The organism is Pseudomonas sp. 382, assembly GCF_002759075.1.
GTDB classification, from domain to species: domain Bacteria; phylum Pseudomonadota; class Gammaproteobacteria; order Pseudomonadales; family Pseudomonadaceae; genus Aquipseudomonas; species Aquipseudomonas vlassakiae.
This window is the reverse complement of record NZ_PEMX01000004.1, coordinates 23,774-48,565: the sequence shown is the minus strand read 5'-3', so window position 1 is coordinate 48,565 and position 24,792 is coordinate 23,774. Positions and strand designations below refer to the sequence as shown.

16 protein-coding genes are annotated in these 24,792 nt (G+C 63.8%); 9 read left to right on the top strand and 7 right to left on the bottom strand.

The features are described 5' to 3' along the window. The 4 genes from CQW31_RS06555 to gloB all read right to left on the bottom strand — a co-directional run bounded on the left by CQW31_RS06555 (position 1) and on the right by gloB (position 6,180). On the bottom strand, positions 1–1,827 hold the full coding sequence (locus CQW31_RS06555) for an extracellular solute-binding protein (protein WP_054884023.1): 1,827 nt from the start codon (positions 1,825–1,827) through the stop codon (positions 1–3). Continuing rightward, positions 1,824–3,596 (bottom strand): extracellular solute-binding protein, encoded by a 1,773-nt coding sequence (locus CQW31_RS06550; protein WP_099814128.1) that lies wholly within the window; start codon positions 3,594–3,596, stop codon positions 1,824–1,826. Before CQW31_RS06550 ends, CQW31_RS06555 begins: the two co-directional genes overlap by 4 nt. A gap of 279 nt (positions 3,597–3,875) precedes the next feature. Then, positions 3,876–5,300: a lytic transglycosylase domain-containing protein gene (locus tag CQW31_RS06545; RefSeq protein ID WP_054884021.1), complete on the bottom strand. Its 1,425-nt coding sequence runs from the start codon at positions 5,298–5,300 to the stop codon at positions 3,876–3,878. 100 nt (positions 5,301–5,400) lie between these two features. Continuing rightward, a complete protein-coding gene (gene gloB / locus CQW31_RS06540; protein ID WP_099814127.1) occupies positions 5,401–6,180 on the bottom strand; it encodes a hydroxyacylglutathione hydrolase in 780 nt (259 codons plus the stop codon). 85 nt (positions 6,181–6,265) lie between these two features. Here gloB and CQW31_RS06535 point away from each other — a divergent pair, with 85 nt between their 5' ends. The 4 genes from CQW31_RS06535 (at position 6,266) to CQW31_RS06520 (ending at position 10,630) form a co-directional block, all read left to right on the top strand. Next, entirely contained in the window at positions 6,266–7,039 is a 774-nt protein-coding gene (locus CQW31_RS06535; protein ID WP_054884019.1) for a class I SAM-dependent methyltransferase, read from the top strand. Positions 7,040–7,052: 13 nt separating this feature from the next. Next, a complete protein-coding gene (rnhA, locus tag CQW31_RS06530; RefSeq protein WP_054884018.1) occupies positions 7,053–7,499 on the top strand; it encodes a ribonuclease HI in 447 nt (148 codons plus the stop codon). Positions 7,500–7,550: 51 nt separating this feature from the next. Next, positions 7,551–8,309 (top strand): DNA polymerase III subunit epsilon, encoded by a 759-nt coding sequence (dnaQ, locus tag CQW31_RS06525; protein ID WP_054884017.1) that lies wholly within the window; start codon positions 7,551–7,553, stop codon positions 8,307–8,309. A gap of 71 nt (positions 8,310–8,380) precedes the next feature. Then, positions 8,381–10,630 carry an Orn/Lys/Arg decarboxylase N-terminal domain-containing protein gene (locus CQW31_RS06520; protein WP_099814126.1) on the top strand — a complete coding sequence of 750 codons (2,250 nt, stop codon included), beginning with the start codon at positions 8,381–8,383 and terminating at the stop codon, positions 10,628–10,630. Here the strand turns inward: CQW31_RS06520 and CQW31_RS06515 are convergent. Then, a complete protein-coding gene (locus tag CQW31_RS06515; protein WP_027919089.1) occupies positions 10,614–10,832 on the bottom strand; it encodes a hypothetical protein in 219 nt (72 codons plus the stop codon). The genes CQW31_RS06520 and CQW31_RS06515 overlap by 17 nt on opposite strands. 158 nt (positions 10,833–10,990) lie before the next feature. Here CQW31_RS06515 and CQW31_RS06510 point away from each other — a divergent pair, with 158 nt between their 5' ends. Continuing rightward, positions 10,991–11,551, top strand: coding sequence for an NADPH-dependent FMN reductase (locus CQW31_RS06510; protein ID WP_054884015.1), 561 nt, complete (start codon positions 10,991–10,993; stop codon positions 11,549–11,551). Between the two features lie 107 nt (positions 11,552–11,658). On the opposite strand, the gene phnX is transcribed toward CQW31_RS06510, so the two are convergent. Together phnX and CQW31_RS06500 are read right to left on the bottom strand one after the other, a co-directional pair. Next, entirely contained in the window at positions 11,659–12,486 is an 828-nt protein-coding gene (gene phnX / locus CQW31_RS06505) for a phosphonoacetaldehyde hydrolase (protein WP_099814125.1), read from the bottom strand. 34 nt (positions 12,487–12,520) lie between these two features. Further along, positions 12,521–13,627: a 2-aminoethylphosphonate--pyruvate transaminase gene (locus CQW31_RS06500; protein ID WP_054884013.1), complete on the bottom strand. Its 1,107-nt coding sequence runs from the start codon at positions 13,625–13,627 to the stop codon at positions 12,521–12,523. A 112-nt stretch (positions 13,628–13,739) separates the two neighbouring features. On the opposite strand from CQW31_RS06500, the gene CQW31_RS06495 reads away from it, so the two are divergent. The 4 genes from CQW31_RS06495 to CQW31_RS06480 all read left to right on the top strand — a co-directional run bounded on the left by CQW31_RS06495 (position 13,740) and on the right by CQW31_RS06480 (position 24,747). Beyond that, a complete protein-coding gene (locus CQW31_RS06495; protein WP_099814124.1) occupies positions 13,740–14,603 on the top strand; it encodes a LysR substrate-binding domain-containing protein in 864 nt (287 codons plus the stop codon). Between the two features lie 63 nt (positions 14,604–14,666). Further along, positions 14,667–15,716 (top strand): AraC family transcriptional regulator, encoded by a 1,050-nt coding sequence (locus CQW31_RS06490; RefSeq protein WP_054884011.1) that lies wholly within the window; start codon positions 14,667–14,669, stop codon positions 15,714–15,716. Between the two features lie 47 nt (positions 15,717–15,763). Then, positions 15,764–20,263 carry an NEL-type E3 ubiquitin ligase domain-containing protein gene (locus CQW31_RS06485; RefSeq protein ID WP_099814123.1) on the top strand — a complete coding sequence of 1,500 codons (4,500 nt, stop codon included), beginning with the start codon at positions 15,764–15,766 and terminating at the stop codon, positions 20,261–20,263. Further along, complete coding sequence (locus CQW31_RS06480; RefSeq protein ID WP_099814122.1) at positions 20,260–24,747, top strand: NEL-type E3 ubiquitin ligase domain-containing protein; 4,488 nt, start codon at positions 20,260–20,262, stop codon at positions 24,745–24,747. Before CQW31_RS06485 ends, CQW31_RS06480 begins: the two co-directional genes overlap by 4 nt. The last annotated feature ends 45 nt before the right edge of the window (positions 24,748–24,792 follow it).

The following is a 24,792-nucleotide window of genomic DNA, read 5'->3' as shown; positions in this document are numbered from 1 at the left end:
TCAGTTGGCCTCGTCTGCAGGGGTTTCGCCCACGGCAGGGGTGACGTTGGGCTTGATCCACCAGGTGTCGATGCCGACGTCGTACTTGGGCGAAACCTTGGGATGGCCGATGTGGTTCCAGTAGGCCACGCGCCAGGTCTTGATGTGCCAGTTGGGGATCACGTAGTAACCCCACAGCAACACGCGGTCCAGCGCCCGGCAATGGTCGATCAGGCTCTGGCGCGAATCGGCGTTGATCAGCTGTTCCACCAGTTGGTCGATGGCCGGGTCGCGCAGGCCGATGAAGTTGCGGCTGCCCGGGTTGTCGGCGGCGCTGCTGCTCCAGTATTCGCGCTGCTCGTTGCCCGGCGAGTTGGACTGCGCGAAGCCGCTGACGATCATGTCGTAGTCACGCGAGCGCAGGCGGGTGATGTACTGCGAGACATCGACGCGGCGAATGTTGAGGTCGATGCCCAGGTCGGCAAGGTTACGCTTGAATGGCAGCAGGATGCGCTCGAACTCGGTCTGCGCGAGCAGGAACTCGATCACCACCGGCTTGCCCTGGGCGTCGACCATCTTGTCGTCGACGATCTTCCAGCCGGCTTCCTGCAACAGCTTGTAGGCCTTGCGCTGTTGCTCGCGGATCATGCCGCTGCCATCGCTGACCGGGTTGTGGAAGGCCTCGCTGAAGACCTGATCAGGAACCTTGCCGCGCAGCGGCTCGAGGATCTTCAGCTCATTGGCGCTGGGCAGGCCGCGGGCAGCCATTTCCGAGTTCTCGAAGAAGCTGCCGGTGCGGGTGTAGGCGCCGTTGAACAACTGCTTGTTGGTCCATTCGTAGTCCAGCAACTGGCTCAGCGCCTCGCGCACGCGCACGTCCTGGAACAGCGGGCGACGGATGTTGAAGACGAAGCCCTGCATCCCGGTGGGGTTACCGTTGGGCAGCTCTTCCTTGATCAGGCGGCCTTCACGAACGGCCGGCACGTTGTAGGCGCTGGCCCAGTTTTTTGCGCTGACTTCCAGGGCATAGTCGAAGGCACCGGCTTTCAATGCTTCCAGGGCGACGGCGGTGTCGCGGTAGGCGTCGAAAGTCATGGCGTCGAAGTTATAGAAACCGCGGTTGATCGGCAGGTCCTTGGCCCAGTAGTCCTTTACCCGCTCGTAACGGATGCTGCGCCCGGCCTTGACCTCGGCAACCTTGTACGGCCCGCTGCCCAGCGGGATTTCCAGGTTGCCGCGGTTGAATTCGCGGTTTTCGTACCAGTGCTTGGGCAGCACTGGCAGCTGGCCGAGGATCAACGGCAGCTCGCGGTTGTTGTTGTGCTTGAACCTGAACAGCACCCGCAGCGGGTCTTCGGCAACCACTTCGGCGACGTCGCCGTAGTATTGGCGGTAGAGAGGGGCGCCATCCTTGATCAGGGCATTGAAGGTGAACACCACATCCTCGGCGCGCATCGGGTGGCCATCGTGGAAGCGCGCTTCGGGGCGCAGGTAGAAACGCACCCAGCTATTGTCCGGGGCTTTCTCGATCTTGCCGGCGACCAGGCCGTACTCGGTGAACGGCTCGTCCTGGCTCTGACGCATCAGGGTGTCGTAGATGATGCTGATGTTTTCGGCTGACACGCCTTTGTTGATGAACGGGTTGAGGCTGTCGAAGCCACCGAAGCTGGACTGGCGGAAGGTGCCGCCTTTGGGCGCGTCGGGGTTGACGTAGTCGAAGTGCTTGAAGTCGGCCGGGTATTTCGGCGGCTCGTCGTAGAGGGTCAGCGCGTGTTGCGGCGCCGCCAGCGCGGGCAGGCTCAGGCAGGCGAACAGCAGGCTGCAGGCCAGGCGATGCGTCGGCTTCATTGGGCTTTCTCCGAAGACTTTAGCCACCAGGTATTCAGCCCGAGGGTATAGGGCGGCGTGGTGACGAAGGCGAACCGGTTACGGTAGGCCAGGCGGTGATTGTCGAGGTACCAGTTGGGAATCATGTAGTACTGCCATGACAGCACGCGGTCCAAGGCGCGGGCGGCGGCGACCTGGTCATCCCGGGTGGGCGCTGCCAGCAGGGTGTCGAGCAGGTGGTCGACCACCGGGTCCTTGACCCCCGCATAGTTCTTGCTGCCCTTGGTCGAGGCCTGGCTGGAATGGAAGTACAGCCACTGTTCAAGGCCCGGGCTCAAGGTCTGGTTCAGGGTCATCAGGATCATGTCGAAGTCGAACTGGTCCAGGCGTTGTTTGTACTGGGCACGGTCCACGGTGCGCAAGCGCGCCTCGATGCCGATGCTGGCCAGGTTTTCGACATAGGGTTGCAGGATGCGTTCGAGGCTCGGGTTCACCAGCAGCAGTTCCATGCGCAATGGCTGGCCCTTGGCGTTGACCAGGCGCTGGCCGTCGAGCTTCCAGCCGGCCTGGTTCAGCAGGCCCAAGGCCTGGCGCAATGTCTGGCGACCGATGCCGCGCCCATCGGTGTGGCTGACCTGAAAGGGCTGGGTGAACAGCTTGTCGGGCAACTGGTCGCGGAACGGCGCCAGCAGCAGCCATTCCTTACCGGTGGGTACGCCGCTGGCCGCGAACTCGCTATTGGGGTAGTAGCTGGTGGCGCGGCGGTAGGCGCTGCTGAACAGCGCACGGTTGGTCCACTCGAAGTCGAGCATCAGGCCCAGAGCCTGGCGCACCCTGGGGTCGCTGAAGGCAGCCCGGCGGCTGTTCATGAACAGGCCTTGGGTCTGGGTGGGGATGCGGTGCGGGATCTGCGCCTTGATCACTTCGCCACGGCGCACAGCCGGGAAGTTGTAACCGTTGGCCCAGTTCTTGGCCTGGTGCTCGATATAGATGTCGAACTCACCGGCCTTGAATGCTTCGAAGGCCACGGTGGCATCGCGGTAGAACTCGAATTCGACGTGGTTGAAGTTGTACTTGCCGCGGTTTACCGCCAAGTCCTTGCCCCAGTAGTTCTTCACCCGCTCGAACACCAGGCGGCGGCCAGGCTCGACCTGGGTGATGCGATAGGGCCCGCTGCCCAGCGGCGGCTCAAAGGTCGTGGCCTCGAAGTCACGCTTTTGCCAGTAGTGCCTGGGCAATACCGGCATCTCACCCAGGCGCAGAATCAACAGCGGGTTGCCGGCACGCTTGAAGACGAAGCGGATGCGCAGCGGGCCGAGGATATCGACCCGCTGCACTTCCTGCAGGTTGGTGCGGTAGATCGGGTGGCCTTGCTTGAGCAGGGTGCGGTACGAGAAGGCCACGTCGGCTGCGGTGATCGGCGCGCCGTCATGCCAGCGTGCTTCCGGGCGCAGGTTGAACACCACCCAGCTGCGGTCCTCGCTGTACTCCACCGAGCGGGCGATCAGGCCATAGCTGGAGGTGGGCTCGTCACCGGACGGGTCGTACTGGCCGGTGCCGACCATCAGCGTTTCGTTCAGCTCGCTGACGCCGTATTGCAGGAAGTTCGGCGTGGTGACCGGGCTGGTGCCCTTGAAGGTATAGGGGTTGAGCGTATCGAAGGTGCCGAATGCCATGGCCCGCAAGGTGCCGCCCTTGGGCGCTTGCGGGTTAACCCAGTCGAAGTGGGTGAATGTGGCTGGGTACTTGAGCGTGCCGAACTGCGCGTATCCGTGGCTTTCGCTCACCATCGCGACGGCGGGGAAGCTCAAGGCCAGGCTGAGTGACAGCAGGAGGGGACGTATCAAGTCGGCATCCGATCCAGAGGCGTTGGGCTTTGGTCGGGGTACAGTAACAGCTTGCCGGGTATGGAAAAAGAGAAGGAGTAGGGGAATTACCGTGGGCTTTTTTTCAGGTACATTCGCGAGTAGACCCGCTCCTCCAGATATTGCACTGGCTTCGAATCCTGCGCTGCACCTGTGGGAGCGGGTTTACCCGCGAATGGGCTGCACGGCAGCCCCAGCCTCGCCTTAATGGGACAGGTAGACGGTCAGCGTCTGGCCTGGCTTGAGTGCATGCCCGCTGCGTGGGTTCCAGCGCTTGAGGTGCTGCATCTCGACATTGAAACGTTTGGCTACAAGATACAGCGAATCACCCTTGCGCACCTTGTACTGGGTGGAGCGCTGCCCCGAGGCTGCCACGCGGTTGCCCGCAGCGCTCGGGGCGCTGCCGCCGCGCAGGGCCAGGACCTGGCCGGCTTTCACACGGTTGCCCGGCAATTTGTTCCAGCGCTGGATGTCCTTGACCGCAACGCGATTGGCCTTGGCGATGCTGCTCAGGCTGTCGCCACGCTTGACCCGGTAGCTGCGCGCGGCAGGTGCGTTGGCTTCGGCCACGGCGGCGGCGAACACGGCCTTGTTCGGTTGCAGGCTGACCAGCTGCTCGGGCTTGAGGTTGGACAGGCTGTCGCTGAGCAGTTGCGCCTTGGCGGTCGGAACCAGCAGCTGCTTGGGGCCATCGACGGTCATGCGTTTCTTGAAGGCCGGGTTGAGCTGGATCAGTTCGTCTTCGTCGATGTTGGCGAAGGCGGCGACCCGCGACAGGTCGAGGCGGTCGTTGATCGCCACGGCTTCGAAGTAGGGCTCGTTGGCGATCGGCGTAAGGTTCACGCCATAGGCTTCAGGTGTGGAGACCACCTGCGACAGTGCCAGCAGCTTGGGCACGTAGTCACGGGTTTCCTGCGGTAATGGCAGGTTCCAGTAATCGGTGGGCAGGCCAAGCTTCTCGTTGCGCTCGATGGCGCGGCTGACGGTGCCTTCGCCGGCGTTGTAGGCCGCCAGTGCCAGCAGCCAGTCGCCATTGAACATGTCGTGCAGACGGGTCAGGTAGTCCAGCGCGGCGTTGGTCGACGCGGTGATGTCGCGACGGCCGTCATAGAAGTTGGTCTGGCGCAGGTTGAAATGGCGACCGGTGGCAGGCATGAACTGCCACATGCCCGCTGCACTGGCGCGCGAGTAGGCCATTGGGTTGTAGGCGCTCTCGATGGCCGGCAGCAGCGCAAGCTCCAGCGGCATGTCGCGTTCTTCGAGGCGTTCGACGATGTAGTGCAGGTACAGGCTGCCACGCTCGCCGGCGCTCTCGAGGAACGTGGGGTTGCTGGCGAACCACAGGCGTTGCTGCTCGATGCGCGGGTTGACGTCGATGTTGTCCTGCAGGGCGAAACCCTGACGCATGCGCTCCCACACATCCTGCGGCGGTTCGGCAGGCTTGACCGCCAGCGGCGAGGGCTTGTGCTTGATCCGGGCCTGGTAGTTGTGCGCGCGAACGCTGTCGGCTTCATCGAGCTGACGGGTACTCTGGCAACCCACCAGTGTGGCGGCCAGCGCCAGCGCACTGATTTGGGCCAGGCGCGTCAGGGCGACTGAATGAGCGGTTCTGCGGCTACGTGAAGACATCGGCTGACACAGGTTTCCGAGCGAAAAATTTCGGCGATTCTAGAAACCGCTCCCGCCTGGGTCAACCGTTGCGAACCCTCTGCGATATATCTTGAGGTTATCAGAAGCGGTCCTTCCAAGACCTCAAGGCAGCAAAAACAGTGACCTGCGAGTCGTTTGAATGTCCCTTCCATTCGTCTGCTTTTTGTTTAACTAATGTTTCAGCAGTACGCAGGAATGGGTTGGTCAGGCGCTCGAGGCCGATCGTTGAAGGCAGGCTGATGCGATTTTCGGCGCGCAACCGGGTAACGTCTTCGAAACGCTGCAGAACGTGGGGATTGGCAGGTTCCACCGCCTTGGCGAAGCGCAGGTTGCTGAGGGTGTATTCATGGGCACAGTAGACTTCGGTCTGCTCCGGCAGCGCTGCCAGGCGGGCGAGGGCAGGCTGCATCTGCTCCGGAGTGCCTTCGAACATGCGCCCGCAACCGGCGGCGAACAAGGTGTCGCCACAGAACAGAAGGGGTGTCGCTGGCTGGTCACTGAAGTAGGCGATATGCCCCAGGGTGTGGCCGGGCACGGCCAGAACCCGGAAGGCCACGCCCAGGACGCTGACCTGGTCGCCCTCGTCCAGCGCCAGGTCGCGGCCGGGGATCTGCTCGTGGGCCGGGCCGCAGACGCGGGCACCGGTCTGTTGCTTGAGGCGTTCGACACCCCCGACATGGTCGTGGTGGTGGTGGGTCACCATGATGGTGTCCAGCGTCCAGCCGGGGTTGGTTGCCAGCCAGGCTTCCACCGGGCCGGCATCACCCGGGTCGACCACCGCGCAGCGGCGTTTGGCAGTATCCTGTAACAACCAGATGTAGTTGTCGGAGAAAGCGGGGAGAGCGTCGATCTGTATCATGGTGCGGATCCGTATCGCCATGGGTGGCACATGAGGGCATCTTAGCCACGATGGCGCGGTGCGGGAACCTTCGAGGGAGAGCGCAATGACCGACCAAGCCTTTGCTCAGGCCGACCCGGAATGGGTCGAACTGATCAGCCTGGCCCGTGAGTGGTTCAACGGCCCACTCGGCCAGCTGATGCTGAAGGAAGAGGAAAAACTGCTGGAAGAAGAGCTCGGGCGCTTCTTCGGTGGCTACCTCGTGCACTATGGCCCTTGTGCCGAGGCGCCGCCCAGCGCGCCGCAGGTGCAGCGCAACGTGCGCCTTGGCGCGCCGTTGCCGGGGGTAGAGATCGTCTGCGAGGAGCAGGCCTGGCCATTGGGCGAGCACGCCGCCGACGTGGTGGTGCTGCAACATGGGCTGGATTTCAGCCTTTCGCCCCACGGCCTGCTGCGCGAGGCGGCCAGTGCGGTGCGTCCCGGTGGGCACCTGCTCATTGTCGGCATCAACCCCTGGAGCGGTTGGGGCCTGCGCCATTTCTTCAGCCAGGGTGCCCTGCGCAAGGCCCGCTGCATCTCGCCGTCACGGGTCGGCGACTGGCTCAACCTGCTGGGCTTCGCGCTGGAGAAACGCCGCTTCGGGTGCTATCGTCCGCCGCTCACTTCGCCGGCCTGGCAGCAACGCCTGGCAGGCTGGGAACGGATGGCGGGAGGCTGGCAGAGTGTCGGCGGCGGGGTCTACCTGCTGGTGGCGCGCAAGATGGTGGTTGGCCTGAGGCCGTTGCGCCAGGTGCGCCGCGAACCGATGGGCAAGCTGCTGCCGCTGCCACTGGCCAAGGTCAACCGCACCGCCGCCAGGCCGGATACCGAAAAGCACTGAACATGAGTGGTACATGAGCGATAGCGTCGAGATGTATACCGATGGCGCCTGCAAGGGCAACCCTGGCCCAGGTGGCTGGGGCGTCCTGCTGGTCTTCAAGGGCGTCGAAAAGGAACTGTGGGGCGGCGAACGCGAAACCACCAACAATCGCATGGAACTGATGGCCGCGATCCAGGGGCTGATGGCGCTCAAGCGTGAGTGCGAAGTGGTGCTGACCACCGACTCGCAGTATGTGATGAAGGGCATCAACGAGTGGATGGCCAACTGGAAGAAGCGCGGCTGGAAGACGGCGGCCAAGGAACCGGTGAAGAACGCCGACCTGTGGCAACTGCTCGACGAGCAGGTCAACCGCCACAAGGTCACCTGGAAGTGGGTGCGCGGGCATATCGGCCACCCCGGCAACGAACGCGCCGACCAGCTGGCCAACCGTGGCGTCGAGGAAGTGCGCGCCAAGCGTTGAGCTGCGGTACAATCGCCGCCTTTGTAACTGATGCAAGTTGGAGCGCCCCGCGTGGAGCAGCAGCAAGATAACCGCCTGGTCATTCTCGATACCGAAACCACCGGTATGCCGGTCACTGAAGGCCACCGCATCATCGAGATCGGCTGTGTCGAGGTCATTGGCCGGCGCCTGACCGGGCGTCACTTCCACGTCTACCTGCAGCCCGACCGCGAAAGTGACGAGGGCGCGATCAACGTCCACGGCATCACCGATGCGTTCCTGGTGGGCAAACCGCGCTTCGCCGATGTGGCCGAAGAGTTCTTCGAATTCATCCAGGGCGCCACGCTGGTCATCCACAACGCCGCGTTCGACGTCGGTTTCATCAACAACGAGTTCGCGCTGCTGGGGCAGAGCGACCGCGCCGACATCGCCAACCATTGCACCGTCCTCGACACCCTGCTGTTGGCCCGTGCCCGCCACCCAGGGCAGCGCAACAGCCTCGATGCGTTGTGCAAACGCTACGACATCGACAACTCCGGCCGTGAATTGCACGGCGCATTGCTCGACGCCGAATTGCTGGCCGACGTCTATCTGGCGATGACCGGCGGCCAGACCAGCCTGTCGCTGGCCGGGCACGGCGCCGACAGTGACGGTGATGGGCAGGGCGCTGGCGGCAGCGAGATTCGCCGCATCGTCGGGCGGGCACCGGGGCGGGTGATCATGGCCAATGCCGCAGAACTGGAAGCCCACGCCGAACGGCTGGCGGCGGTGGCCAAGTCGGCGGGCGGGCCTTCGCTGTGGCAGACGCTGACCGAGGCACCTGCCAGCTAACAGGCCGGCACAGACAGCACAAGGCCTACTACCCTCAATAGGACACCAAGTCCTGCGGAGGTAGTTGCCGGATGTACAAGGACCTCAAGTTCCCGATCCTCATCGTCCACCGTGCGGTCAAAGCCGACAGCGTTGCCGGCGAGCGCATCCGCGGCATCGCCGAGGAACTGAGCCAGGACGGTTTCGCCATCATCAAGGCTGCCGATCACACCGAAGCGCGGCTGGTCGCCACCACCCACCATGGTCTGGCCTGCATGCTGATCGCCGCCGAGGGCGTCGGCGACAATACCCACTTGCTGCAGAACATGGCCGAGCTGATACGCCTGGCCCGGTTGCGTGCGCCTGACTTGCCGATCTTCGCCCTGGGTGAACAGGTCACCCTGGAAAACGCGCCGGCCGAGGCCATGAGCGAACTCAACCAGCTGCGCGGCATTCTCTACCTGTTCGAAGACACTGTGCCGTTTCTCGCCCGTCAGGTGGCGCGTGCCGCACACAACTATCTTGATGGCCTGCTGCCGCCGTTCTTCAAGGCCCTGGTGCAGCACACCGCACAATCCAACTATTCTTGGCACACCCCCGGCCACGGCGGCGGCGTGGCCTACCGCAAGAGCCCGGTAGGCCAGGCATTCCACCAATTCTTCGGCGAAAATACCCTGCGCTCGGACTTGTCCGTGTCGGTGCCGGAGCTGGGCTCGCTGCTCGACCACACTGGCCCCTTGGCCGAGGCCGAGGCGCGTGCCGCGCGCAACTTTGGTGCCGACCACACGTTCTTCGTCATCAATGGCACTTCCACCGCCAACAAGATTGTCTGGCACGCGATGGTCGGCCGCGATGACCTCGTGCTGGTGGACCGCAACTGCCACAAGTCGGTGGTCCACGCCATCATCATGACCGGCGCCATCCCCCTCTACCTGTGCCCCGAACGCAACGAGCTGGGCATCATTGGCCCGATACCGCTCAGCGAGTTCAGCCCCGAGTCGATCAAGGCCAAGGTGCTGGCCAATCCCCTGGCCAAGGGGCGTGAGCCGCGGATCAAGCTGGCGGTGGTGACCAACTCCACCTACGACGGGCTGTGTTACAACGCCGGGTTGATCAAGCTGGCACTGGGCGCCAGCGTCGAGGTGCTGCATTTCGACGAGGCCTGGTTCGCCTATGCGGCGTTTCACACATTCTTCGAGGGCCGCTACGCCATGGGTACTGTGTGCGGCGAGGGCAGCCCGCTGGTGTTCAGTACCCATTCCACTCACAAGCTGCTGGCCGCCTTCAGCCAGGCCTCGATGATTCACGTGCAAGATGGTGCCCAGCGTCAGCTGGATCGCGACCGCTTCAACGAAGCGTTCATGATGCATATCTCCACCTCGCCGCAATACAGCATGCTCGCCTCGCTGGATGTGGCTTCGGCCATGATGGAGGGTCCGGCCGGCCACTCGCTGCTGCAGGAGATGTTCGACGAAGCCTTGAGTTTCCGCCGTGCGCTGGCCAATCTGCGTGAGCACATCGCCGCCGAAGACTGGTGGTTCAGCATCTGGCAGCCGCCAGCGGCAGAGGGCATCCAGCGCCTGTCGGCGCAGGACTGGCTGCTGCAACCGGGCGCCGAGTGGCATGGTTTTGGCGACGTGGCGGACGACTATGTGCTGCTCGACCCGCTGAAGGTGACCTTGGTGATGCCCGGGCTGAGCGCGGACGGCGTATTGGGCGAGCACGGTATTCCGGCGGCGGTGGTCAGCAAGTTTCTTTGGGAGCGCGGGCTGGTGGTGGAGAAGACCGGTCTGTACAGCTTCCTGGTGCTGTTCTCGATGGGAATCACCAAGGGCAAGTGGAGCACGTTGCTCACCGAGCTGCTGGAGTTCAAACGCCATTACGACGGCAACACAGCGCTGAGTAGCTGCCTGCCGAGCATCGTTGCGGTCGATGCCGCTCGTTACCAGGGGCTGGGCCTGCGCGACCTGTGCGACCAGCTGCATGACTGCTACCGCGCCAATGCCACGGCCAAGCAGCTCAAGCGGTTGTTCACGCGGTTGCCGGAGGTGGCCGTAAGCCCGGCGCGGGCTTATGACCAGATGGTGCGCGCAGAGGTAGAGGCAGTGCCGATAGAGGCCTTGCTGGGTCGTGTGGCAGCAGTGATGCTGGTGCCGTACCCACCGGGGATCGCGCTGATCATGCCAGGCGAGCGGTTTACCGAAGCAACCCGCTCGATCCTCGACTACCTGGCGTTTGCCCGGGCGTTCAACAGCGATTTCCCGGGGTTCGTCGCTGATGTGCATGGCCTGCAGAATGAGAGCGGCCGATACACGGTCGACTGCATCAAGGAATGCGAATGATCTCGACGCCGGTCTGTGCCAGTTCGAAGCGGTTTTCACCCAAGTGGTTGACGCGATCGCCGATCGCCAGGCGGTAGGTGGTGATCGGGGCACCCAGTGCGCTGCCGTCTGCCTGGAGGGTGGACTCCTGGAACTCGTGCACGGGGTAGATACGGCCTTCGGCGTCACGGGCGTGGAACTGGCCGACCATTACTGCTGCCATTTGGGTGAAAACCTCTGAATTACGTAGGAAATGTCTGCAGGGATAGACCCTAAAAGGTACCTGGAAGTTTTCGAAGCCAGGAAAAAAATCCGGGCCGCCGAGGAACGGTCATCTATAACTACAGACGTCCCTTTCTCCAGCAACGGATGGATAACGCCATGAGCCAGGTGTATTCGGTAGCGGTTGTCGTCGGCAGCTTGCGCAAGGACTCCTACAACCGCAAGGTTGCCCGCGCACTTTCGGAGCTGGCACCGTCCAGCCTTGCCCTGAAGATTGTCGAGATCGGCGACCTGCCGCTGTACAACGAGGACGTCGAGGCCGAGGGCGTGCCCGAGGCGTGGAAGCGGTTTCGCGATGAGATTCGCCGCAGCGATGCGGTGCTGTTCGTCACTCCGGAATACAACCGTTCGGTGCCGGGCTGTTTGAAGAATGCCATCGACGTTGGTTCGCGGCCGTATGGGCAAAGCGCGTGGAGCGGCAAGCCGACGGCGGTGGCCAGTGTGTCGCCCGGGGCCATTGGCGGGTTTGGTGCCAATCATGCGGTGCGCCAGTCGCTGGTGTTCCTCGACATGCCGTGCATGCAGATGCCCGAGGCGTATATCGGCGGGGCGGCGAGCCTGTTCGATGAGGCGGGCAAGCTCAGTGACAAGACCAGGCCATTCCTGCAGGGCTTCATCGACAAGTTCGCTTCCTGGGTGAAGTTGAACCGGGTGGTCTGATCCATCATTGTTGCCTGAACTGACGCATTCGCGGGCACGCCCGCTCCCACAGAGGAATGCATAACCCTGGGAGCGGGCCTGCCCGCGAATGGCTAAACACCGATTTGTCAGAAGGCCTGCGGCATCTCGCCCTTGGCCAGGCGGCGGTTGATGTCGGCTACCACCTCCGGCAGTTCGTTGATGGTGTCGATCAGGTAGTGGGGCCGCGAGCCGGCAAACAGTTGGTGAATGCGCTTGCGCTCGCTCTCCAGTCTTGCTGTGCTCAACGCCTGATAACCCTCCCAGGTCAGCCCCAGAGCGTTGCCCGAGCACACCAGGGCAACGGTCCACATGCCGGCACGGCGGCCTTCGAGAATGCCCGGCACGGTGTCGTCGACCTTCACACACGCCGCCACATCATCAATCCCCAGGGCAATCACGTTGGCCAGGGCCTGGGCTGGCCATGGGCGGCCATTCGGGGTTTCGTCGGTGGCCACCACGTGGTCGGCGACGTAGCCGTTCTGCGCCGCCAGTTCCACCACTTTGTCCATCACCACCTTCGGGTAGCCCGAGCACGAACCGATCTTCAGGCCGCCCTGGCGCAGGCTGTTGAGGGTGTCCAGGGCGCCGGGGATCAATGCCGAGTGCACGGCGATTTTCTCGATCTGCAGCGGCATGAAGCGGTTGTAGATGGCGGTAACGTCATCGTCGGTCGGGGGGCGGCCGAACACCTTGCGGTAGCGCTCGGCGATCTCTGGCACATCGCACAGGGTGCGGATGTGGTCCCACTTGCCCATCCCCATCGGGCCACGGGCTTCCTCGATGGAGACCTGCACATCGAACTCGGCGAAGGCTTCGACGAAGATCTGGGTCGGGGCGAAGGAGCCGAAGTCGACCACGGTGCCAGCCCAGTCGAGGATGGCGGCTTGCAGCTGGGTAGGATTGCTGTAGTTCATGTGAGCGGGTTCCTGAAATTGGGTGGGCAAAGGGTTAGATGTCCAGCACTTCCATTTCCCGCAGCACTTCGGCCACGGCATTGACGGCAGCTTGCATGCCGTCGGCACCGACCACGCCGATGCAGCCGACGCGGAACGTTTCGACCTGGGTCAGTTTGCCCGGGTAAAGGATGAAGCCCTTGGCCTTGACCCGCTCGTAGAAGTCCTTGAACTGGTAGCGGGCATCGTTCGGCGCATGGAAAGTGACGATGATCGGCGCCTGGATTTCGGCCGGCAGGAAGCTGCGCAGGCCGATGGCGGCCATGCCGGCGAGCAGGGTCTTGCAGTTGTCGGCGTAGCGCTGGTGGCGGGCGGGCAGGCCGCCTTCCTCACCGTACTGTTGCAGCGCTTCGTGCAGGGCGGCGACCACGTGGGTCGGCGGGGTGAAGCGCCACTGGCCGGTCTTGGCCATGTAGGCGTGCTGGTCGTGCAGGTCCATGGCCAGCGAGTGGGCGTTGCCTTCGGCGGCGGCCAGAGCGCGTTTCTCGGCAAACACGAAGCCCATGCCGGGCACGCCTTCGAGACATTTGCCGGACGCAGCGATCAGCGCTTCGAAAGGAATCTCACGGGCATCGATGGGCAGTGCGCCGAACGAACTCATGGCATCGATGATCAGGCGCTTGCCGTGGCCTTTGACCACCTGGGCGATTTCCGCCAGGGGGTTGAGGATACCGGTGCTGGTTTCACAGTGGATCAGCGCCACGTGGGTGACAGCCGGGTCGGCGGCGAGCAGGCGGTCTACATCGGCGGCGGTGGTCGGTTGGTCCTCGGCGGTCTCGAAGGTACTGCAGGCGCGGCCCAGCACTTTGCAGATCTTCGCCAGGCGTTGACCATAAGCGCCGTTGATCAATACCAGGACCTTGCCGTCACGCGGCACGAGGGTGCCGATGGCCGCCTCCACGGCGAAGGTGCCGCTGCCTTGCAGGGGCACGCAGTGGTGGCTGGCGCTGCCGTCGATGATCGCCAGCAGTTGCTCGCAGACACTGGCGGTCAGCTGGTTGAAGTCGCGGTCCCACGAGCCCCAGTCCACCAGCATGGCTTGGCGGGTGCGGATTGAAGTGGTCAGTGGGCCAGGGGTCAGCAAGATTGGGGCGTTGCTCATTCCGTTATTCCTCGCAAGCGGTGGGCTGAAACTACGAGGCCTAGGTTGCAATTCGCACTGCCATCAATCAAATTGTTTGTCGTTATCCGAGCTATAAGTCAGGCCGATAGATATGAACCTCTTCCAGCTGCGTGCCTTCGATGCCGTCGCCCGTGAAGGCAGCTTCACCCGCGCCGCCGCGCGCCTGTTCATCAGCCAGCCGGCGGTGACCGGGCACGTCAAGGCGCTGGAGGAGCATTACCAGATCACCTTGCTGCGGCGCACTGCGCGGCGCGTGGAGTTAACCGAGGAAGGCACCCGCCTGGCGGCGATCACCCGCGCCATGTTCGGGTTGGCTGAAGAGGCACAAGCCATGCTCGAGGCCAACCGCCAATTGCTCACCGGGCGCCTGGAAGTGGCCGCCGATGGTCCGCATCGGGTCATGCCGATGCTGGCACTGCTGCGCGAGCGCTATCCGGGCATCACCGTCAACCTGCGTCTGGGCAATGCCCAGGAAACCCTGGCGGCCTTGCTCAGCGAGCACGCCGACGTCGCCGTGCTGACCGAGATAGAACCACGCAAGGGCCTGCACCTGCAGAACCTCTGTGAGTCACGCCTGTGTGCCTTGCTGCCTGCGGGCCACGCCTGGGCGCAGGCCCGGCAGGAACTGCCACTGGCCGAGTTGCACCAGCAGATCATGGTGCTGCGCGAGCCCAGTTCCACCACCCGGCGCACGTTCGACAAGGCCTGCGGCTCGGCGGGTGTGCAGCCCCGGGTGCTGCTGGAGCTGGACAGCCGTGAGGCGGTGACCGAGGCGGTGGCGTCTGAACTGGGCATCGGCGTGGTGTCATCGACCGAGGTGGCAAACGACCCGCGGGTGGTGGCACGTCCGCTGGCTGGCCAGGGTCTGCTCAACCAGCACATGCTCGGCTGCCTGGAGCGGCGCCGCGAGTTGCGCCTGATCCAGGCTTTTCTCGGGCTGGCGGCCAGCCTGTGAGCAGGGCTGGTGTTTTCCACCTGTGGGCCTAAGATGGCCAGCACAGTGCAACCGGGACAATCGATGAGCGAGAAAGACACGATCTCCATGCAACTGGTGCGCGAAGCCCTGTTGCAGACTTGCCCGGCAGGGCAGCCCGATAGCGGCCTGCTGGCCCGGGCAGGCATCGACTGCGGCCAGCTGGAGTTGCCCGAGGCACGGGTCTCTGCCGAAGCCTACGCACGGCTCTGGCGCCTGCTGGCGCGGCGCTGCAATGACGAGTTCTTCGCCATGGACCCGCGTGGCCTGCGCAGCGGTAGCCTGGCTTTCATGTGCCGTGCGAGCATGGCCCACGCCACCCTCGGCGCTGGCCTGGAGACGGCCCTGGAGTTTCTCTCGCTGATGCTCGAAGACCTGCAACCCAGCCTGGTACGTCAGCAGAGCTTGGCCGAAATTGTCATCAATGAGCCGCGTGACGAACCGCGCCGCGCCTTCACCTACTTTACCTTCTGGATGATCGTGCACGGCGTGGCCTGCTGGCTGGCCGGCCGGCGCATCCCGATCCTGGCCATCGACCTGCGCTGCAGCGAACCACCGTTCTGCGACGACTACCGGGTGATGTTCTCGGGAAATCTGCAATTCGGCCGCCCGCGTTCGCGCATGATCATCGCCGCCGACTGCCTGGACATCCCGCTGCGGCGCACGCCCGAGGAGTTGCAACGCTTTCTCGCAGAAGCGCCGGGCAACATTTTGGTCAAGTACCGCGATCCCGCCAGCCTGGCTCGGCGCATCCGCCATGACCTGCTGCGCCTGGACCCGGCCTTGTGGCCGGATGCCGAGGGCCTGGCCCGGCAGTTGTGCCTGTCTCCGTCGACCCTACGTCGGCGCCTGGCGGAAGAGGGCCAGAGCTACCAAGGGCTCAAGGACAGCGTGCGACGCGAACTGGCCATCGCCTGGCTGGCCGAAGAGCGCCTGGGCATGCTGGAAATTGCCGCGCGCCTGGGCTTCGCCGACGGCAGTTCGTTCTACAAGGCTTTTCGTAAATGGTTCGGTTGCAACCCAGGGCATTACCGCAGCCTGGTGTTGGGAGTAGAGCTGACCGGTGAGGTGGGTTTTCCTGCTGCGGGTGATTGACGGCGAGCCCTAGAGTCGGGGGGACATTCACGACTTCGGAATCTCCCATGGTTGTTCAACCTGTCTCCCACGATGCCAAGCTGGCCAGCGCGCTTGACGATTTCATTGCTGAGCAATTGCCTGACTGGCTGAAAACCGCTTCGCCCCAGGCCATCAACCGCTTGCGCGAGCGCTTCGCGCCACTGCATGCCGTGCAGCAGTCGCTGCGCGTTGTCCTTGACCAGCTTGAGCCTCTTGAAGCGTTTGCTACGCGCTGGCTCGAGCGCAGGGTCACCGGGCTGTTGCCCCAGGCCCGGCCCCTGCACATGCTGACCTGGCGGGAAACCCGGATGCGCTTTGCGCCGCCGCCGTTCAGTGACCCGTCACTGGCGCTGCCCGAAAGCGAACCGTTTCAGGTACGCCAACCGGCGCTGCAACGCCTGTTGCAGAATTTCGAGGCGGGCGCGTCATTTTACGAGGGCACGGCCCTGGTCGATAGCGACTCTGACACCCCTGTCAAAGCGCAGGTATCAGACATTGTGACGCAATGCCGCAACCTGGACGTTGGCCGCCTGTATCAGGAGCACCTGGAGCAGGTGTTCACGCCTCTGGTGATCGAGCAACAGGCACGTGAACAGCAGTTGTCTTTGCAGGTGGCACTGGAGATTGCCGTGCTGCGCCGCCAGTTGCCCGAAGCCGACGTGCGCTTCCTGCGCGCATGGGCGCAGGGCTTGCCGGTGCAGCATGATCGAGGGCGGCACCGGGCCATGGGCCTGACGCTGATGGGCTGTCGTATCGGCGGCGCGCTGGCGATCGAGATCCGCGATGACTGGTCGCCGGGCGGCGGGCCGATCACATTGCCAGGGGTGGCCGCGGTGTTGCTCTACCTACCTGGCGAGCCGCAGCCACTGCAACGCTTCGATGACTGGCAAGAGCTTGCCGCGCACCTGGGCACCTGCGTGCGTCAGCTGGCGTTTCGCAAGCGTCTGTTGCAGCGGGTTGCCTTGGCCGAGCAGGCGGCCTTCATCGCTACCCTGAGCAAGCGCCTGGGGGATAGCCAGGTCGATGTCGACGCAGGCGGTGAGCGCCTTGATGGCGATGTCTGTCTCGGCCTGGCCCGGCATCATTGCCAACGCATCAAGGATGACGCCCGCTGGTTGGCCGTGCCCACCGCCGATGTCGACCATGCGCGCAGCCAGTCGCGCATCGAGGCGTTGGAGCAGGTCGGGGTGGTCATGCTCAATGTGCTCGGCCTGTTTGTACCGACGGTGGGGGCGTTGCTGTTCACGCAATTGATTGGCCAGACCCTGGCCGAGGTCTTCGAAGGCGCGGCAGATTGGGCCCGGGGACGCGACCATGAGGCCCTTGAGCACATGCTGGGGGTTGCCGAAACGGTTGCCGTCACTGCTGCCTTGGTCCTGGGCATGCACGCCGTGGCGCGGGGCTTCCCGCGCAGCGCGCTGGTCGACGGCATGGAACCGGTCATCGGCGGGGCAGGCAAGCCACGGCTGCAGTCGGTCGAGCTGGGGGCCTACCGGGTAAGCACGCCACCGGCCAACGGGGTGTGGCAGGACAATGGTCTGTTGATCGCTGATGGGCGTTGGTGGTGGCAGGATGAGCATGTCACCTATGAGGTCCATCAGGTTGGCCATCATTGGCAGCTCAAGCATCCGCAGCGCCAGGGCGGTGTGCACCCCGTGTTGCGTCACAACGGCGAGCGGGGCTGGCGACTGTGGCGCCAGCGACCGCTGGAGTGGCAAGGGGCGCAGCGCATGCTGGGTTACCTGTGGCCCGAGGCTGCGCAGCTGGACAGCGAACGTGTGCAGCAGATCTTGCGGGTGGCGGATGTCGACGAGGCGCAGTTGCGTGGGCTGCTGGTGGAAAACCGCCGTTTGCCGGTGCAGCTGCGCGATACCCTCGAACGCTTCGCCAGGGCCGAGCGCATCGAGCGGTTTCTTGGCCGAGTCGCCCTGGGCCAGATACTCGATGAAGATCGTGTCTGGTTCGTTTGGTGTGTAGACAAACTGGCCGTGGGCGAACTGCCGCTCGATGCGCAGTTTACCGCCATCGACCAGGCGCAGGCCCGGATGCGTGAAGGACTGCTGGCTGACCTTGATCACGATGTGGGCGCTGACCAGGCGCTGCTTGGCGTGATCATGCGCGACTTCCCAGGGCTGCCCAAGGCTTATGCCTTGCGCGTGCTCGACGAGGCCAGTGATGCGCAGCGCGCAATCATGAGTGAGCATGCCAGGCTGCCGCTGGCCGTGGCCGAACAGGCCCGGGCGCTGTTACAGGTGGCGCGGCTGACACGGGTACGCGAAGCCTTCTACCTGCCCGGCAGCCATCGTGAAGACGCACTGGAACTGGTCTTCGACCTGCTGCGCCGGTATGCCGCCTGGCCGCAATCGGCCAACCTCGAGCTGCGTCGGGGTAGCGATGCCGGGCCCCTGTTGGCACGCCTGTATCCCGGAGATGAAGCATTGGTACTGGTGCACCGGGAAGGCCAGTTCGAGATCCATCGCAACGATGGATACCCGACGTCAGTGCAACCCGAAGCGCCTGCTGGCCTGGCCGAAGTGCTGCTGGCCTGTTTGCCCCAGGCGCACCGACAACGCCTGGGCTGGGATGGCGCCGATGCCAGTGGGCGGCTTGTCGCTGACTTGCAAGGCTGGTTGCCGGCCACGCGCGAAGCCCTGATGCGGCAGTTGGGCATGAGTGAGATCAAACCCTGGCTGAACCCGGCCAGGCGGCGTGCAGACGGGCGCATTGGCTATGCCCTCAGCGGGCGCAGCAGCGGCAGGATGCCTGCTCACTCATTGCTGCGTTGGCGCTTGCGTGGCCTCTACCCAAGTTTCGATGACGCTCAGCTGGAGCAGCATCTGCAACGGTTGCTGAGCCTGCCCGGCTCGCCATACAGCCATCTACTGGCCGAGGAGCAAGCCTATCGCCGCCTGCATGACTGCCTGCAGACCTGGATCGAGCAAAGCCCTGTGCCAGGCCAGGCTCGGCAGGCCCGCCAGCGTATTGCGAGCCAATTGCGCCGTTGTTGGCGGCGGGAGGGCGAGCAACTACCGGATGACGACGGAGTGCCCTCGAGTGCTCGCCTGAGCTTGATTGGCCTGGTGCCGGGAGGCTTGCCGACCTTGCCCCCCGGCGTCAGCTTCGGGCATGTGAGCGAACTGCTGCTGGTCGGCATGAGCCTGGAGGCGTTGCCTGCAGGCTTCCTGACGGCATTCCGCGAAGTTCGCTCGCTGACCCTGTCGAACAACCGCTTGACCGGCCTGCCTGCAGAGCTGCAAAGCCTGTCGCGCTTGCAGTCCCTTGACCTGCGGAACAACCGTATACGCATGAATGCCGGTGGACTCGAAGTTTTGCGCGGCTTGTCGCAACTCGATGTGCTGGACCTGAGCGATAACCCGTTGCGAGTAATCGATCTGCAGATCAGTAGCTTGGCACGCCTGCGTCGGTTGTATCTCAGACGGGCCGAGCTTCGCGCGACACCGGGCGGCATTCAGTGGTGCAGCCTGCTCGAACTGGCAGACCTGCGCGACAACCAGATCGCCACCCTGCCAAGGTTCATGCTGCAGGAAACGCAGGCGTTCCGCCGTCGTCTGCGGCTCGAGGGTAATCCGCTGTCGGCAGATGACTTCACCCGGCTGGCGCAGTCTGAGCCCAGGCATCCGGCGGCAGCGTCGGCGGCGCGCGGTTGGCGTGCCTGGAGCGATGGTTTGTCGATGGACGCTGAGGAGCAATTGGCCACGCAATGGCGCGCATTGGCCGGTGAGCCAGGCAGCACGGACTTCTTCATGCTGCTCGATGCGTTGGTCGATAGCAGCGACTATAGCCGAGCCTGGGAAGATCTGCGTCGACGCGTGGTGCAGATGCTGCAAGCCATGGCTGCGGACAGCCGCTTGCGCCACGAGCTGTTCGAACTGGCCAGCCACCCGCGAACCTGCGTTGACAGCATTGCGCACTGCTTCAGTACCCTGGAGGTGCGCTCGATGGTTGTCCGGGCCCTGCAAGCGGCGCCACCTGGCAGCGAAACCCACGCGCGCCTGCAACTGGGGCGGCAGTTGTTTCGCCTCGACCGGGTCGAGGCTCTGGCCCGTGACCACGTCCTGCGCGAGTCGCAGGCCGGACGGGTGGTTGACGAGATAGAAGTCAGCCTGGCCTATCGCATTGGCCTGGCGGGGCCGCTGGGTCTGCCAGGGCAACCACGCAGTATGCGTTTCCCGACCATCGCCAGGGTCACCCAGGCCGACCTGAATGCCGCTGAACTGGCCGTGTACCGGGCCGAAGCGGGTGGGCTGGCAGCTTATGTGAGCGAGCGCGACTTTTGGCGCGAGTGCTTGCGCCAACGCGAGGCGCAGCGCTTCGACGCGCTGGAGCAACCATTCTGGCAACGCCTGGAGGCACTGGACCTTCGCCGAGCTGAATTGGGCGATGGCGCCTACTTGCGGCAAATGCAGCAACTGGCCAGCGAGCGTGAGGCAGCGACCCAGGCATTGATCCTGCAACTTACCGAACAGGCGCTTGCCGCCAGCCCTCTGACGGAGTCGGGCCGATGACTTACAACCGCAATGGCGCACTTCTCGGCAGCGCTGCTGAGACCAAAATGGCACAGGCCACCCACGACTTTATCGCCGCGCGCGTTCCCGATTGGTTGAAGCGGGCGTCGGTTGCCCAGATCAACCACTTGCGCGACCGGTTCAAGGCCCACCAGCAGAGCCAGGAGCGGGTGCGCAGTGCGACCAGGCGCCTGGTGCCTCTGCAGCGCTTCGCCGAGTTGCATTTTCAGCAGTTGGTCGATCAGTTGCCCGGTGCGCCGGTGCTGGACAATCTGCAGTGGTTGGAGATACGCCGCGACTTCCGTGTACCGCCGGGCGGTGGTTTGCCTAGCGACCAAGTGATTGAACAGCGTGAACCGGCCGTGTTGCGGTTCATGCAGAACTTTGATGAGGGCGCAACCTTCTACGTAGGCACCGGCCTGGTGGTGTCGGGCAGCAGCGTACCGCTGACCGCAGACCTCGAAGCGTTGGTGGAAGCCTGCCGCCGCCGGGATGCAGGTGGCATTTACCAGCGTCTGCTGGAAGAGGTATTTACCGATACGACCTGCGAAATCCTGAAGCAGGACAAACGTGCCGGCCTCGTTCTGGCCACGGAGATTGCTGCGCTGCGGGGCGACATTTCGGTACATCAGCAGATTGCCCTGCTGGCGGTAGCGATGCCTGGAACTGAAGCGAGTCTCGGATTGCAGGGTTATCCGGGGATGCTGAATGTCCTGGGCCACGCGTTGTCCGACGCGTTGTTGATTCAGTTGCGCGATGCTTCAGGCAACGATCAGGGGGTTATTCTGTATCTGCCTAGCGAACCCGCCAGGGCGTTGCGCTATTTTGCCTCGACTGCACAGATGAATGCGGACCTGGTGAGCGCCTTGCAAAAGGCGGACTACCGTAACTACTTCAGCCAATTGGTGGGCGTGAACGAGCGCGCAGCATTTCTCGACACGCTCGGCAAACGGCTTAGTGATCCGCAACCGGATCTGCAACTGGAAGGGGTAACCCATTCCGGTGACCTGTACGCGCAGTGGGTTGCCCTGCAGGTACAGCGGGTCAAGGAAGACGCACGCGTATTGTTGGTGCCAACCGCGCGGGTCGATCAGCAGGCTTCGGAGCAGCGACGCCAGCGCTGGCGCAGTGTCGGGCTTGGCCTGGCAAACCTGGCCGGGCTGTTCATTCCTGGGGTCGGGGCGATACTGCTGGGGGCACTTGTGGTGCAAACGCTGGCGGAAGTATTCGAGGGTGCTGCGGACTGGTTTCATGGTCATCAGCACGAAGCGCTGGAGCACATGCTGGGGGTTGCCGAAAATCTCGCAGTCACGATTGCCGTTGGCGCGGGTGTCAGCGTTGTGGCCCGGGGGGTTGTAGCCAGTGATTTTGTCGAAGCCCTCGAACCGGTGGCAGTGGGTGAGCGGGGGGCGCGGCTGTGGTTCAATGACCTTGCAGCCTACGCGGCAGTGCCCGAGAACCCGCAATTGGCAGCGGACGGGCTTTATCACGGGGAAGGACAGCGCTGGTTGCGTGCAGGGCAGCGCTACTTCCCGGTTCAACGGCCAAAAGCCGATGGTCCTTGGCGGTTGCGCCATTCGCAGCGCCCGGAAGGTTACGCGCCAAGGCTTGAGTTCAATGGCGAGCGTGGTTGGCGGCTGTATGATGCCCGGCCGCTGGAAATTGACGACCTGCAGACCCTGATTGCTGATTTGTGGCCGCACGACCCTCCCTTGGATGCGGCACGCACCACGCAGGTGTTGTTGGCGGCGGATGTCGATGGCGAGGCATTGCGCGGTTTGGACGTAGAAAACCGTGCCGTCCCGGTCAGTCTGCGTGATGCTCTCGAACGTTTTCAGGCCGATGCGCGTATCGAAAGGTTCTTCGCCAGGTTGGACGCCGGCGCGATACCGTCCGACGACATACCAGTGCTGCAATGGTGCCTGGCACAACCGGGGGTGCCGCCAATGGGCGAGCCCATGCGCGAGTATCTGCTTGATCACGCCCCTCGTCTGCGGGAGCGCCTGTTCGACCACCTGAACCATACCGAGCCTGGTGACGACCCGTTGCTGAGGGTGATCAGACACGACTTTCCGGAGCTTCCCGAGCGTTACGCACGGGTGCTGTCGGCCGATACCGGCGCTATCGAGCGTAGCCTGGCCTTGAGCGAGGGCAAATTGCCCTTGCGCTGCCTGCAGCAGGGGGCCTCTCTATTGCGTCTGGCACGGCTGAACCGAGCGGTTTGTGGATTGTACCTGCAGAGTGCTTACTGCAATGAAACCGGTGAGCTGGTCCTGGCGTTGTTGTCTCGTCTGCATGCCTGGCCAGCGATCAATCTGCAACTCTGGAGTGAGCCGTATGGCGGGCGTTGTTTGGCGTCTCTCGACCTCCCGCATGACGCAGCGCCTGTGTGGAAATTGGTGCGCAATGATGGCTATTTCCAGCTCCGTAAAGAGACGGCCGATGGCGTCAGCACCATGATTGCCGAGTCGGCCGATCTGTTCGAGGCGCTGCTGACGTTGGTCAACCCCGCAGAATACCGAGAGCTGGGCATCGACGACGGTGAGCCGGCTGCCTTACTGCGCAAGCGGGTGGTCGAGCAGTTGCCGGCAACGCATGGCGAGATCGGGCGCTTGCTCGGCTGGCCGCAGCAGGCACGCTGGTTCAACCCTGGGCGACGCATGGCCGATGGCCGTGTGGGCTACCCCCTAAGTGGTCGGCTGCCGCGGCGGCGTAGCCAGCAGAGCGTCTTGCGTGATCGCTTGCGAAACCTGTACCCCGGGCTAGACGACGCAGCCATCAACACGCAACTGGCACGCCTGTTGGCAGCACCCGGTTCGGCCTATGACGCATTGCTGGAACTCGAGGACGATTTCGCCCAGCTGGAACAGCATCTCAACCGCTGGACCAGCTTCGAGTTCGACCCCGCGCGCCTGGCCGTGCGCCAGCAGGTGGCCGAACGCTTGCGTCGGGCCTGGCGCCTGCAGGGTGAACCGCTGGGTGGTGAGGGGGAGGGGCAGCGTCTGAGCCTGATCAACCTGAACGTGAGCAGCCTGCCGGAGCTGCCGGCGCATATCGACTTTCCCCAGATCCGGGAGCTGATACTGCGTGACTTGCCTATCTCAGGCGTGCCTACTGACTTCCTGCGCTGTTTCAGTAACCTCCAAGAGCTGAGCCTGAGCAACAACCGCCTGCTTAAGGTGCCTGTAGGTATTGCTCATCTGGTGAAACTTCGCAGTATACGTCTGGCGCACAACCGCATCCGCCTGGACGAGGGTGCGCTCAATGCCATGAACGGCCTGCCCCGGCTCAGGCACCTGGACCTCAGCTACAACCCGTTGGGCGCTTACTATTTGCGCTACAACCAGTTGCCGCACCTGGTCGAGTTGAACCTGCGCCATTGCCAACTGGGTGAATGGCCGTCGGGCCTGGAGTTGTGCGAGGGTCTGGAGCGTATCGACCTGCGTGACAACCAGCTGGGGCCGGTCCCTGATGAGATTCTTGCGATGCCGCATGTCTATCGGCGTGGGTTTCTGGTCGAACGCAACCGTATGGGCATCGTGGAGATCCAGCGGCTTTATGCGCTGGACACCATTGAGGAGCATTTTCATCTGCCGGAACCACGCCGCCTGGCCGACCCTACAGCGACCCGTCAGCACTGGCTCGCAACAGTCGACGAGGTGGCGCGTGAAGGCCGGCAAGCGCTGTGGGACAGGCTGGCGGCAATGCCTGAAAGCCAGGGGTTGTTCAACTTGCTTGGGCGCTTGGAGGACACTGGCGATTTCGACGAGCCCAGTGCCAACCTGGCCGACCGGGTATGGTCGCTGCTCGACGCGCTCAGTGGCAACGTCGGGCTGCGGCAACGTGTCTACAGCCTGGCGCAATTGCCCCTGAGCTGTGCCAACAGTGTCGCGGATCGTTTCAGTGAATTGCAGTTACGGGTAGCGATGGATGCCGCTGAACGCAATGCCACGCCGGAACGGGGCAATGACTTGTTGCAGCTGGGCCAGGGGCTTTTCCGCCTGGACCGTGTCGAACTGTTCGCACGGCAAGACATCATGCGGCGCCTGGCTGCCCGCGATCGGGTCGACCAGATCGCCGTGGGGCTGTACTACCGCGTGCACCTTCGGCAGCGCCTGGGCTTGCCCTGCCAGGCCTGGACGATGCGCTACGCCGATGCGGCGAATGTAACCGATGCTCAGCTGGAAGCAGCCGTTGGCGCCGTACGCGCCGCAGAGACCCCCGAGGCGATGGCCCGCAGCCTTTGCCAGCGGGTGTTCTGGGAGCGATTTATCGAGGCACGTCACCCGCAGGCATTTGCGGCGCTCGAAATGCTCATCAGCGAACGCCGGGCGGTGCTCGCGGCCCAACAGGGGCAACTGCCGGCCATCGAGTATCAGCATCTCCTTGACAACCTCGACATCGAACGGGCTGCGGAGCGCCAGATGCTGGCGCTGGAGCTGACGCGGCAGTTGCTGCTCGGGCGCGAACGGGGTCAAGGGTAAACCGGCCTGCGGCCAAACCGGTCATCGCGATTGACAGCTTTGGCC